This window comes from Nocardia sp. NPDC004722 (assembly GCF_053601505.1).
This window is the reverse complement of record NZ_JBSGBY010000027.1, coordinates 16,217-28,674: the sequence shown is the minus strand read 5'-3', so window position 1 is coordinate 28,674 and position 12,458 is coordinate 16,217. Positions and strand designations below refer to the sequence as shown.

Genomic DNA, 12,458 nt, shown 5'->3' with positions numbered 1-12,458 from the left:
CGGTTACGGCGTAACCCCTCGCCCTAACTCCCCGTAACCCTTGTCAGAGAAGGCAAACCCTTTCATGCACACCTCCGTTTCGCGTGCCCTCGTCACCGCCGTGGCCGGGTCCGGCCTGCTGCTCCTCGGCGCGGGCGTCGCCTCCGCGCACGTCGTGGTGGACGCCCCCGGCGCCACCCAGGGCGGCTACACCGTCGCCACCTTCCGGGTGCCGGACGAGTCCGACACCGCCTCCACCACCAAGGTCTCGGTCGCGCTGCCGAACCTCAAGAGCGCCCGCACCGAGCCGATCGCGGGCTGGACCTCCACCGTCGAGAAGAACGCCGGGGGCGACATCACCGCGGTCACCTGGACCGCCAACCCGGGCAACCCGGGCGTGGCTCCCGGTCAGTTCCAGCGCTTCTCGATCTCCGTGGGCCCGCTGCCCAAGCAGGAGAAGGTCAGCTTCAACGCCACCCAGACGTACAGCGACGGCAAGGTCGTCGAGTGGAACCAGCCGATGAACGCCGACGGCAGCGAACCCGAGCACCCGGCTCCGAGCCTGACCCTGGCCAAGAGCAACGGCGGCGATGACGACGCCCCCGCCACCGCGGCCGACGCCGACAAGAGCGACAAGGGCAGCGACACCACCGCCCGCTGGCTCGGCGGCGTCGGTCTGGCGCTGGGCGCGCTCGGTGCGGCCCTCGGCCTCGGCAGCGTCATCCGGGGACGCCGGTCGTGACCCGGAAACTGCTGGCGGGGTTGGTGACCGGGCTGCTGGTCACCGGCTTCGCGCTGCTCGGCGGGGGTGTCGCGAACGCGCACTCCAGCCCCGTCGGCTCCACCCCGGACAACGGCGCGCAGATCGACACCTCGCCCGCGACGGTGAGCATCACCTTCAACGAGAACCTGCAGCCCGCCTACCCGTCCATGACGGTCACCGGGCCGGACCACAACCTGTGGTCCAAGGGACAGCCGAAGGTGGAGGGACCGACCATCAGCATCGAGGTCGGTGAGCTGGGTCCGGTCGGCGAGTACACCATCGCCTACCGGGTGACCTCCGCCGACGGGCATCCCGTCAGCGGCAAGCGCACCTTCACACTCACCAAGCCGGGCAACGGAACTCCGGGACCGAAGGCCGACGCCAACGCCAAGTCCGGCGGCGGTTCCGGCGGCGGCGTGCCGCTGTGGGTGTTCATCGTGTGCGCGGTCGTGCTGTTCGGTGGCGGACTCGCGTTCGCCCTGTTCGGCGGACGGGGCAAGCAGCGCAAGTGAATCGGCCCGACCGCACCGATCCCCGCCCAGGCCCCGGGATGACCGGCAGCAAATCACCGAAATGGCTGCTGCTGCTGCTCATTCCCGTGGCCTGGGACGGTGCGGCGCTGGCCTGGGTGCTGGCCGCGGGCGACCCGGTACAGGCCGAGGCCCCCGTCCGGGTGATGGCCGACTGCGCGGGGGCGGCGGTGCTCGGACTGGCCGCGCTGCCGCGCCTGTCGGACCGGCTGTCTCCGCGCTGGCGGCTGCTCACCGTGCTCGCCGCGGTCTGGGCCGCACTGGAATTCAGCATGCTGGCGCTGGAAGCCGCCGAGGTGCAAGGCATTTCGGCGGGTCAGCTGGGCGCGGCCCAGTTCGGCGACTTCCTGACGCACGTGAGCGGCGGGCAGATCGGCATCGCGCTGCTCGTCGGCACCGGCGCGATCGCGATCTACAGCGCCTTCGGATTCCGCAATCCGGACCGGGTCACCACCGACCTGGTGCTGGTGTTCGCGGCCGTCACGCTGGCGCTGCGGCCGATCACCGGGCACATGTCGCAGCAGACCCTCGGCTCGGTGCTGGCGGCGCTGCACGCGCTCGCGGCAAGCGCGTGGTTCGGGACGCTGCTGGCCCTGGCGTTGACCGTGCGCACCCGGGGCGAATGGGCGGTGCTGCTGCCGCGGTTCTCGAATTGGGCGCTGCCGCTGGTGGTCACGGTGACGGTGACCGGGGTGATCAACGGGCTGGTGCGGATCGGCGGGGTGACGCCGCTGGTGAGCACCGGATACGGACGCATCCTGCTGGCGAAGACGGTGCTGGTGGTGGTGTTGCTGGCGCTGGGCTGGTGGTGGCGTCGCACCTGGGTGCCCAGGGCGGCCGATCACCGCATCCCGGCCGACGGGTCGTTGCGGCGTGCGATTGTGGAAGTGCTGGTGATGGCGATAGTCTTCGGTCTGGCCGGAACGCTGGCCGTCACCGCGTGATTCGATCGACGTTTCTCGGATTCGCGTGCGCCGCCTCATAGATGGTGTGCATCGCAAGATCTGCAGGTCAAACTAGAACACGTTACAGTTGCGCGCATGACCGAAGTCAAGATCGTCGCAGATTGCGCCGCCTCGGCCGAATCGGCCTTCGCCTATGTCAACGATTACCGGCACCTGCCGAAATTCATCAATGAGATCAGCGCGTTCACCCCGCTGACCGAACAGATCGAGGGTGTCGACGCCACCTTCGACGGCACCATTCAGCTCGGCCCGATCGCGCTGCACTCCACCATCAAGATCGTCCGGCACGAGCCCGGCTATGCCATCGCCGTGAAGTCCATCAAGGGCTTCGAGATCGAATCCACCTTCCTCTTCCACGACAAGGGCGAGGAAAGCTGCACCATCGACGCCATCGTCGACTACCGGGTGCCGGGCGGCATCGCGGGCAAGATCCTCGGCAAGACCATCGAGCCCTTCGTGAAGCTCGCCGTGAAGAGCTCGACCCACAACCTGGTCACCCAGGTCTCGGCGTACCACGCCACCCGCACCAACGCCTGACACCCCGGGGTCGCCAAAGCCGCCGACCCCCGCTGTCGAACCAGCTCCACTGTGTGCCAGGGAACAGGGTTACGACACCGCGCGTTCGAAGGCGCGTAGGTCCGCCTCGGTTTGGCGGAAGAGCCAGTAGTCGCCCAGGAAACCGAGTACTCCGGCCACGCACAGGCCGTAGATGGGGATCAGGACCAGTGAAACCTCCTCGGCGTTCAGGAAGATCAGGCTGCTGATCACGCCGATCAATGGAATCGCCACCGCCACCGCGAGATACCGGGTGCAGCGGCGGCTCAGTGCCCGCAATGCGTCCCGATCGGCGGCCGTCTCGCCGTGCGTGAGCAGCCGCGGATAGAAGCAGCGCACCACGAAGAAGGTGACCACGAAGAACGGGTAGGCGACCGAGATCGCGCCCGAAACCAGCAGCGTCGCTATCAGATTCACGATATGGCCGGGCGGCAGGCCGGTGTAGACGACCAGCGCGATGGCCAGCACCGCCGCGGCCAGCACCCACCACGCGAAGGCCAGCAGCGCCACCCGGTCGCCGTCGATCAGGGTGTCGCGGCGCGCTCGCGACAGCGTCGCCGGATCGTAGACGCGGCCCCGCCGCAGGCCACGCCACACGATGAAGGCCCGCCGGCACAGATAGTTGGTGACCACGATGGCCGCCGGAGTCGCGGTCAGCGTCAGCGCGTTTCCGACCACTTGCAGCTTGGCCCGTTCCCCTGGCGAGAACCACAGCGCCCACAGACCGTGATTGTGCAGGTTGACGTAGACCATGCCGAGCAGGTCGCCCAGCACGCTCGCCACCGTGATCAGGGCCAGCAGCGACCAGGGGCCGACCCGGGCCCGCCAGCTGCGCTCCGGCGGATCGACCAGGTCCCGGGCACGCTGATCCAGGCACAGTTCCAGCTGCTGGGCCAGCGCCGCACCGGTGGGCCAACGATTGTCCCGTTCGGGGGCAAGGCATTTCAGCAGCACTCGGCGCAGGGTGGGCGGGCAGTCCGGCGGCAGCTCGTCGAGATGGCGCGGGTCGATCTCGTGACGGCGCAGGCGCAGCATGCGTTCCAGCGAGGACTCGGAATCGCCCGCCAGGCTCTCGTCGTCGAAGGGGCGGCGGCCGGTGAGCAGTTCCCACAGCACCACGCCGAGCGCGTAGATATCGCTGCGCCCGTCGAGATCCTCGGCGGTCTGCGGCAATTGGGGATGGCAGGCCGCCAGTTGCTCGGGCGACATGTAGGCCAGCGAACCACCGAAGTAGGCCAGCGGGCTGGTGCCCGCCACGTGCAGGCTGAAACTGATATTGAAATCCGCCAGTTTCGGGCTGCCGTCGGCGGTGAGCAGCACATTGGCGGGCTTGAGATCCCGGTGCAGGACACCGTTTTCCGACGCGTAGTCCAGGGCGCGGGCCAGCCGGGCGCCCAGCCAGGCCACGGTCTCCGGCCAGCTGCGCTCCGGCATGGCGGCGCGCGTCGGGGACTCCCCCGGCACCAGGCCGCCCTTGTCGCGCATGGCCGAATCCACCGCCTCCAGCAGCAGCCCGCCATCGCGCTCCCCCGGCTCCCGGGATCGCACCAGCGACAGCACCTTCGACAGCGTGCCGCCCGGAAGGTATTGCATGTACAGCAGTTTCAGCTCGCGGTCGGCCAGCAGCCGCTGGTCGAAGACGCGCACGATGTGCTCGTGGTCGAGCTGGGCCAGGGTCTCGGACTCGGTGCCGTGATTCTGCGAGATCTTCACCGCCACCAGCCGCTGCATGGACCGCTGCCGGGCCAGGAACACCCGGGCGAAGGCGCCCGCGCCCAGCTCCACCAGCAGGTCGAAATCGTCCACCCGGTCGCCGACCTCGATGCCCTCCAGCGCGTGCTGGGCCTGCGGCCGGGCGATCAGCGTGCTGCGGTAGTCGCGCTCGGCCCATTCGGTGCCCGCCGCCTCGGTCGGGAAACAGCTCACGTCCACCGCGAAACCGGAGCGGCGCAGCGCGTGGAACTCCTCGTAGGCCAGGTCGGGCGGCAGTGGGCCGGAACGCAACTCGTCGAATTCGGTGCGGTAGTCGGCCAGCCGTTTCGGGAAGTCGTAGCGGATCCAGCGGTACTCGAGGTCCACCTTGATCAGCTCGATGAGCGCCAGCCGACGCAGCTGCGGTGCGCGCGGCAGGAATTCGGCCAGCGGCGGCGGTGAGCCGGTCGCCTCCCACGCGGCCGTGAAGCGCGCGAGCGCGGAGGCCAGCAGCGAGCGGGTCTCGTCCACGGCACCCGAATCGATCGCCGGTTCCACCTTCATGTTCCCCTCCCGATCCGAACTCATCGGGTGAGGCCCAGTATGCGCCCGCGAATCCGACTGCTCGGTTGTTTGGTTCTTGTGGATAGATCGCTGAGCAAGCGCGGAGCGCATCGTGCGGCCCGCCGCAGGCGCATCGCACGGCCCGCCGCAGGCGCATCGCGGGGGACGTCGGCGGCCACTACAGTCGCGGTATGAGTGAGCAGTTTCCGGAACGGATCTGGGGTTCCCGCACCACCTTGCTGTCCCGCTTGGCGAGTCGATTCGCCGCCACCAAACCCGGCTCGCTGGTCGTCCGGAAACTGACCCCGCTCGACCGCAGGATCCTCGAACGCACCGACGGCAAGTACACCGTGCTCGGCCCGATCGGCGCGCCCGTCATCCTGCTCACCACCATCGGCCGCAAATCCGGGCAGCCGCGCACCACCCCGCTGCTCTACGTGCACGACGGGGACACGCTGTACGTGGTCGGCTCCAACTTCGGCCAGGCCCACCACCCCGCCTGGACCGGGAACCTGCTCGCCACCCCGGCCGCCGAGGTCGCCATTGCGGGACAACACATTCCGGTCACCGCGACGCCGATCACCGACGAACAGCGCAAGCAGGCGATCTACGAACGCTTCGAGGAGACCACCGAGGCGTACACGGCCTATCGCAACCGCACCGCCCGCGACTTGCGGATTTTCGCCCTGACAAGATAGTTCTCGTGACCGAATCAGCCAAAGCCATCGCGACTGCCGACCTAGCCGACGAGATCGGCCCCGGGATCCGCAGTTGCGACACCCAGTTCATCCAGTTCGGCGGCCACGAGGTCTTCGCGGGCCGCATCGTGACCATCAAGACCTTCCAGGACAACCTGCTGGTCAAGCAGACCCTGGGCGAGCCCGGCGAGGGCCGCGTGCTGGTTGTCGACGGCGGCGCGAGCGTGCACACCGCGCTGGTCGGCGACATCATCGCCGGACGTGGCGTGGACAACGGCTGGGCCGGGGTCATCGTCAACGGCGCGGTCCGCGACTCGGCCATCCTGCGCACCCTGCCCATCGGGCTCAAGGCGCTGGGCACCAACCCGCGCAAGAGCACCCAGAAGGAAGGCAACGCCGAGAAGGACGTGCCGGTCGAGTTCGGCGGCGTCACCTTCGTGCCGGGCGAGATGCTCTACAGCGACCATGACGGCGTCGTGGTCCGCAGCGAGGACTGAGCGAACTCTCCGGAAGCTCTCAGCGGCTGGGGGTGATCACACCCCAGAATGGGAAGCCGTGTGCCCGCCTCCAGCCCCCATGACCCGGACCTTGTGCCCCGCCAATGCCACCACATCCCCGGCGTGCAGCTGCCGCCCCCGGCGCAGCTCCACCTCGTCGTTGACACGAACCAGGCCCTCGGCGATAACCGTCTTGGCTTCCGAACCGGAGTCAATGAGGTTCGCCAGCTTGAGGAACTGGCCGAGTCGAATGACATCGTCCTGGATCGGGACATCGACTGGATCCGACATGGGGTACATCCTCACCCGCGGCCGCCCCGAGACCAAACGCCGCCCCCACCACCGGCCGCCGCAGGCTGGCTCCGACCACAAGCCGCACCGCGGCGACGAGACACGAACCGGGTTCTGAGTGCACATGGGCAAGGGCAACATTCACACTGGTGCGGTGACTTCCACGCAGGACCGGCCGACCCACGACTCCGACACGAGAACGGAGCCGCGGTCTCCGGAGGTGCCACACCGCGGACACGGCCGGCTGCGCGAACTGCCGCACCTCGCCGGCACCGCGCTGGGCGTGTTCTCCATCCTGTGCTTCACCTGGAGCATCTCGCCGGGCCTACGGTTCCTGACCTCGCATCTACGGCACTTCATCGACAACTACTACTTCGACGCCCCCGACACCTCCCTGGTGTGGGCGCTCGTCGTGGGTCTGCTCGCGGGCGCGACCGCCAGCCGCAAACGCATCGCCTGGTGGTTGCTGACCGGGTACATGGCCGCCTACGCACTCGCCAACGCACTCGAATTCGCCGACGCGGGCGACATCAACGCCCTGGTGGCCTTGATCATTCACCTCGCCGTCATCGGTGTGCTCATCGCGGCCTGGTCCGAGTTCTACACGCACGTGCAGAGCGGCGCGGTCTGGCGCGCGCTCGGCGTCCTGCTCAGCGGGCTCGCCCTGGGCAGCCTGGCCGGCTGGGGTCTGGTCGAACTGTTCCCCGGCAGCCTGCCCGACCACACCGAGCGGGCCCTGTGGGCGGCGACCCGGGTGACCGGCGCGATCCTGGTGCCCAACGAGGACTTCGACGGGCATCCGCCGCACCCGGTCAACCTGCTGCTCGGCCTGTTCGGCGCGATCGCGCTGCTGGCCGCGGTGATCACCCTGTTCCGGTCGCAGCGCTCCTCCAACGCGCTGACCGGGCTCGACGAATCCGCCATCCGCGGACTGCTGGAACGCTCCGATGTCGAGGACTCGCTCGGCTACTTCGCCACCCGCCGCGACAAAGCCGTCGTCTTCGCGCCCAACGGGAAGGCGGCGCTCACCTACCGCGTGGAACTCGGCGTGTGCCTGGCCTCGGGCGACCCCATCGGGCAGAAGGAATCGTGGTCGCACGCCATCGACGCCTGGCTGCGGCTGGCCGACCAATACGGTTGGGCCCCGGCCGTGATGGGCGCCAGCGAGCTGGGCGCGACCGCCTACCGCCGCGCCGGGCTCTCGGCGCTGCGCCTCGGTGACGAGGCCATCCTCGAGACCCGCAACTTCTCGCTCGCGGGCGCGGACATGAAACAGGTCCGCCAGGCCGCCAACCGACTCAGCAAGCAGGGCATCACCGTTCGCGTCCGGCGGCACAAGGAGATCTCGCCGGAGGAGATGCAGGACGTCATGCGCCGCGCCGACGCCTGGCGCGACACCGAGACCGAACGCGGCTTCTCGATGGCGCTCGACCGGCTCGGCGACCCGCTCGACGGCGACTGCCTGCTGGTCGAGGCCGTCGCACCCAACGGCCAGGTGCTCGGCATGCTGTCGCTGGTGCCGTGGGGCCGCACCGGTGTGTCACTGGACCTCATGCGGCGTGACCGCACCGGCCCCAACGGGCTCATGGAACTCATGATCTCCAAGCTGGCGCTCAACTCCGAGCAGTACGGCATCACCCGAATCTCGTTGAACTTCGCGGTCTTCCGCGCGGTCTTCGAGGAGGGCAGCCGAATCGGCGCGGGCCCGGTGCTGCGACTGTGGCGCGGCGTGCTCATGTTCTTCTCGCGCTGGTACCAGCTCGAGGCGCTCTACCGCTCCAACGTGAAATACCAGCCCGAATGGGTGCCGCGGTTCTCGCTGTTCGAGGAACGCCGTCACCTGGTCCGGGTCGCCACCGCCAGCGCCCTGGCCGAAGGCTTCCTGCCGCGCATCGGCCGCGACCGCGACGCCTCCGCCCACACCGGTCTGCGACCGTCGGTGCCGCCCACCATGACCGGGCTGCACGCCGACGGCAGCACCCCCGACCTGCCGCCCGAGGAACTCGAGGAAACCCGCCCGCGCCGCCCCGAACAGGTGCGGGTGCGCATGGACAAGCTCGAGAAACTCCAGGAATCCGGCGTCGAGGCCTACCCGGTCGCCTACCCGCCCACGCACACCGTCGCCGCCGCCCGCGCCTGCCCGCAGGGCACCACGGTCCGAGTCTGCGGACGGCTCTTGCGGATTCGCGACTACGGCGGCGTCATCTTCGCCGTACTGCGCGACTGGTCCGGCGACATCCAGCTGCTCATCGACCGCGGCCGCGTCGGCGCGGACCGCAGCGAGGACTTCACCGCCTACTTCGACCTCGGCGACCTCATCGAGGTGAGCGGCCAGCTCGGCCGCAGCCGTCGCGGCGAACTGTCGCTGCTCGCGCAGGACTGGCGGATGATCGGCAAATGCCTGCACCCGCTGCCGGACAAGTGGAAGGGCCTGTCCGACCCGGAGGCCCGGGTCCGGCAGCGCTACGTCGACATGGCCATCAACACCGACATCCGCGAAGTGATGACCAAACGCAGCGCCGTGGTGCGCTCACTGCGAGACACGTTGCACGGCTGGGGATTCCTCGAAGTCGAGACCCCCGTGCTGCAACAGGTGCACGGCGGCGCCAACGCCACCCCGTTCACCACCCACATCAACGCCTACGACCTCGACCTGTACCTGCGCATCGCCCCCGAGCTGTACCTCAAGAAGCTGTGCGTGGGCGGCATGGAGAAGGTGTTCGAACTCGGCCGCGTCTTCCGCAACGAGGGCGTCGACTACAGCCACAATCCCGAGTTCACCATCCTGGAAGCCTATGAGGCGCACAGCGATTACGAACGCATGATGCACGCCTGCCGCCAGCTCATCCAGGAGGCGGCGCTGGCCGCCAACGGCAAGATGGTGGCGCTGCGGCCCGGCCCCGACGGTGCGCTCGTCGAGCACGACATCTCCGGCGACTGGCCGGTCAAGACCGTGCACGGGGCGGTGTCGGAGGCCATCGGCGAGACCATCAGCCCCGAGACCGACGCGGAGCGACTGCGGCTGCTGTGCGAGAAGGCGGGCGTGCCCTTCCAATTGGGCTGGGACGAAGGCCAACTCGTGCTCGAGATGTACGAACACCTGGTGGAATCGGCCACTCAGGAACCCACCTTCTACATCGACTTCCCCACCTCCGTCTCCCCGCTCACCCGCGCGCACCGGCACATCGCGGGCGTCACCGAACGCTGGGACCTGGTCGCCTGGGGCGTCGAATTGGGCACCGCCTACAGCGAATTGACCGATCCGGTCGAGCAGCGCCGCCGCCTCACCGAACAGTCCATGCTGGCCGCGGGCGGCGACCCGGAGGCCATGGAACTCGACGAGGACTTCCTGCAGGCGCTCGAGCACGCCATGCCGCCCACCGGCGGCCTCGGCGTCGGCGTGGACCGGGTGGTCATGCTGCTGATCGGCCGCAGCATCCGCGAAACCCTGCCGTTCCCACTGGTGAAACCACGCAACCAGGGACAACCCTGATTCCCTCGGCCGGATTCCGGACCTAGTCTGGGATTCGGCCCGGGGCGGGCCGACGGCCATCTCGATCGGGGTTCCCATGCACTACCTAGATCTCATGACCCAGACGACGCTGCTCGACCACCACGTGTGGACCCATCCGGACACCTGGAACGCCGCGGTCGAGAACACCGCGGCCCGATACAGCAGCCGCCGCCGCGGCATGGGCTTCTGGGGCTTCGCTGCGGTCTGCTGTGTGCTCGTCGTGGCGCTCGTGCTCGGCATCGTCTACCTGATGACCAAGCGCCGCCGGTGATCGCCGCCACCCCGCCGACGAACTGAGGGCGGGGTACTGCACAGTGGTGGCATGCAGTTGATCCTCGTCCGCCACGCCCAGCCGCAACGCGTCCTGGCCCAGGCCGGTCCGGCCGACCCGGATCTCACGCCGACCGGTCGCGAACAGGCCGAGCGGGTTCCGGCCGCGCTGGCACACCACCGGATCGCCCGCGTGGTCAGCAGTCCGCAGCTGCGCGCCCGGGAGACCGCCCGGCCCACCGCCGAGAAGCTCGGACTCGACATCGACATCCTCGACGGGCTCGCGGAATACGACCGCGAGCTGCCGATGTACATCCCCATCGAGGACGCGCAGCAGGAATTCCGGGAAACCTACGAGCGCATCAAGTCCGGATACCTGCCCGAGCAGATCGACGGCGACGCCTTCATCGGGCGCGTGCGCGACGCTATCGACAGCGTGGTCGCGGCCGCCGACCCCGGCGATACCGTTGTCGCCTTCGCGCACGGCGGTGTGATCAATGTGCTGCTGCAGGACGTGCTGGGCCTCGCCCGCCCGCTCACCTTCCCGATCGACTACTGCTCGATCACCCGAATCCTGTACTCGCGCACCGGCAATCGCACCGCGGCCACCATCAACGAGAACGGGCACGTCTGGGATCTGTTGCCGCGCATGCAGCGTCCGCGCGGCTAGACGCTCAGCCGACTCCCAGCCGCATCGCACAGGCCTCCAAGGGCGGACGCCTTGTATGGGAACTCGTGAGCCGCTCCCCCTCCGCGGCACACGATCCCGACAGAAAGGCTCCACGATGTCCGCCCTCGAGACGCCCCGCCGTCGCTTCGCCCTGCGCCTGGCAGCGGCCGGTGCCCTGGCCGCCATCCCGCTCGCCGTGGTCGCGCTGCCCGCGAACGCCGCGACCTCCGATGATTCGAACGCCCCCGTCGTCGCCCAGCAGATCGACGACCACGATTGGGATCATCACCACCACCGCCACGACCACGACGGCTGGAACGGCAACGGCTGGAACGGCAACGGCGACAACAACGGCTGGGACAACAACACCCCGGCACCCGCGCCCTGGCTGCCCGACACCGGCTCGTTCGGGAGCTAGCCCCGGCGGCACCTCACGGACTCAGGGACACGAAAAGGCCGCCCCCACCTTGTGGGAGCGGCCTTTTCGATGTGCTTACCCCGAGATCGCTACGCGTTGGTCGCGATCCAGTTGTGCATCCAGGTGATGGCGGTCTGGCCGCCGCCGACCGAGTAGCTGCCGTAGCTGGTGTGGGTACCGCTGCGGTAGAACTGCTCGAGCTGGTGCGCGTACTCGCTGTCCGGTCCCTCGGCCAGCTGCGCCTGCAGCGTCGGCAGACCACCCTGGGCCATCAGGTCGTTGACGATCGACCCGAGCTGCAGCTGGGTCTGCCAGGGGTTGAAGTTGTTCGGGTTGCTGGCCTGCGCCAGGAAGCCCGCGAAACGGGTGACGAAGTCGGTCTGCTCGGTGGAGCAGTACAGATCGCCGATAGCGCACACGGTGCGCACCTTGTCGCTGATCCAGCCGAAGCCGCCCACGCGCGCACCGCCCGCACCCGCACCGGGAGCGATCGGGCCGACCTGGGCGTCGCTGGGCGAACGGCTCGGATCGGAGATCAGCGCGACGGCCGCGATGCGATCCGGCGGCACCACACCGTGACCCGAGCCGATCTCGGCGGCGAGATCGCCGGCCGCGTCGGCACCCTGGCTGTAGCCGGTGATGGCGATCTTGGTGCCCGGGCAGCGGGCGCCCATCTCCTGGACCAGACCGCGGGCATTGTCGACGGCCTCCTTCTTGGAGGCGGCGTAGACGTCACCCTCCCAGGGGAAGGCGGTGGCGGCGTAGGTGACGTAGTCGACCTCACCGGGCAACCCATTGGTTACCCCCGCCAGCATGCCGGGCTTGGGGTCCTTGTCATGACCGGTTTCCCAGGTGCCCGGAACGGCGACCGTGTAGAAGCTCGGGCACGCCGCCCCTGGGTCGGCTGTAACAGGTCCGCTGCCCAGCACGATTCCCGACATGAGCACGCTCGCCGCTGCTCCTGCAGCGGCGACAACATTCTTCAACCGCATACTGCTCCAGTTCACGCTTGTGCCGGGACAACTGAAACGTCCCGATTCCCGATCATGGTG

General features: G+C 68.8%; 13 protein-coding genes. 10 read left to right on the top strand and 3 right to left on the bottom strand.

The genetic code is table 11. The annotated features are described in order from the left end of the window. Positions 1-64 precede the first annotated feature (64 nt). From ACWELQ_RS05430 to ACWELQ_RS05415, 4 genes are all read left to right on the top strand, one after another. Positions 65-721, top strand: coding sequence for a YcnI family copper-binding membrane protein (locus ACWELQ_RS05430; RefSeq protein ID WP_452395806.1), 657 nt, complete (start codon positions 65-67; stop codon positions 719-721). Continuing rightward, positions 718-1,254 (top strand): copper resistance CopC family protein, encoded by a 537-nt coding sequence (locus tag ACWELQ_RS05425; RefSeq protein ID WP_452395805.1) that lies wholly within the window; start codon positions 718-720, stop codon positions 1,252-1,254. The genes ACWELQ_RS05430 and ACWELQ_RS05425 overlap by 4 nt, the downstream gene beginning before the upstream one ends. Beyond that, a complete protein-coding gene (locus ACWELQ_RS05420) occupies positions 1,251-2,216 on the top strand; it encodes a CopD family protein (RefSeq protein WP_452395804.1) in 966 nt (321 codons plus the stop codon). Before ACWELQ_RS05425 ends, ACWELQ_RS05420 begins: the two co-directional genes overlap by 4 nt. Before the next feature lie 96 nt (positions 2,217-2,312). Then, positions 2,313-2,774 (top strand): SRPBCC family protein, encoded by a 462-nt coding sequence (locus ACWELQ_RS05415; RefSeq protein ID WP_452395803.1) that lies wholly within the window; start codon positions 2,313-2,315, stop codon positions 2,772-2,774. A gap of 69 nt (positions 2,775-2,843) precedes the next feature. On the opposite strand, the gene ACWELQ_RS05410 is transcribed toward ACWELQ_RS05415, so the two are convergent. Next, positions 2,844-5,048, bottom strand: a complete 2,205-nt coding sequence (locus ACWELQ_RS05410; protein ID WP_452395802.1) for a serine/threonine-protein kinase — start codon at positions 5,046-5,048, stop codon at positions 2,844-2,846. A gap of 191 nt (positions 5,049-5,239) precedes the next feature. Here ACWELQ_RS05410 and ACWELQ_RS05405 point away from each other — a divergent pair, with 191 nt between their 5' ends. Further along, on the top strand, positions 5,240-5,746 hold the full coding sequence (locus ACWELQ_RS05405; RefSeq protein WP_452395801.1) for a nitroreductase/quinone reductase family protein: 507 nt from the start codon (positions 5,240-5,242) through the stop codon (positions 5,744-5,746). Positions 5,747-5,751: 5 nt separating this feature from the next. After that, positions 5,752-6,243, top strand: a complete 492-nt coding sequence (rraA, locus tag ACWELQ_RS05400; protein WP_452395800.1) for a ribonuclease E activity regulator RraA — start codon at positions 5,752-5,754, stop codon at positions 6,241-6,243. A gap of 36 nt (positions 6,244-6,279) precedes the next feature. Here rraA and ACWELQ_RS05395 read toward each other — a convergent pair whose 3' ends face one another. After that, the gene (locus ACWELQ_RS05395; protein ID WP_452395799.1) at positions 6,280-6,534 is read right to left on the bottom strand and encodes an RNA-binding S4 domain-containing protein; all 255 of its coding nucleotides are present in this window, start codon (positions 6,532-6,534) and stop codon (positions 6,280-6,282) included. A 124-nt stretch (positions 6,535-6,658) separates the two neighbouring features. Between ACWELQ_RS05395 and lysX the strand changes: the two genes are divergently transcribed. From lysX to ACWELQ_RS05375, 4 genes are all read left to right on the top strand, one after another. Beyond that, complete coding sequence (gene lysX, locus ACWELQ_RS05390; RefSeq protein WP_452395798.1) at positions 6,659-10,027, top strand: bifunctional lysylphosphatidylglycerol synthetase/lysine--tRNA ligase LysX; 3,369 nt, start codon at positions 6,659-6,661, stop codon at positions 10,025-10,027. Between the two features lie 94 nt (positions 10,028-10,121). Next, complete coding sequence (locus ACWELQ_RS05385; RefSeq protein ID WP_452395797.1) at positions 10,122-10,319, top strand: hypothetical protein; 198 nt, start codon at positions 10,122-10,124, stop codon at positions 10,317-10,319. A 51-nt stretch (positions 10,320-10,370) separates the two neighbouring features. Then, complete coding sequence (locus tag ACWELQ_RS05380; RefSeq protein ID WP_452395796.1) at positions 10,371-10,988, top strand: histidine phosphatase family protein; 618 nt, start codon at positions 10,371-10,373, stop codon at positions 10,986-10,988. A gap of 115 nt (positions 10,989-11,103) precedes the next feature. After that, positions 11,104-11,406, top strand: a complete 303-nt coding sequence (locus ACWELQ_RS05375) for a hypothetical protein (RefSeq protein ID WP_452395795.1) — start codon at positions 11,104-11,106, stop codon at positions 11,404-11,406. Between the two features lie 89 nt (positions 11,407-11,495). Here the strand turns inward: ACWELQ_RS05375 and ACWELQ_RS05370 are convergent, their stop codons facing one another. Continuing rightward, positions 11,496-12,347: a cutinase family protein gene (locus ACWELQ_RS05370; RefSeq protein WP_452395809.1), complete on the bottom strand. Its 852-nt coding sequence runs from the start codon at positions 12,345-12,347 to the stop codon at positions 11,496-11,498. Positions 12,348-12,458: the final 111 nt, after the last annotated feature.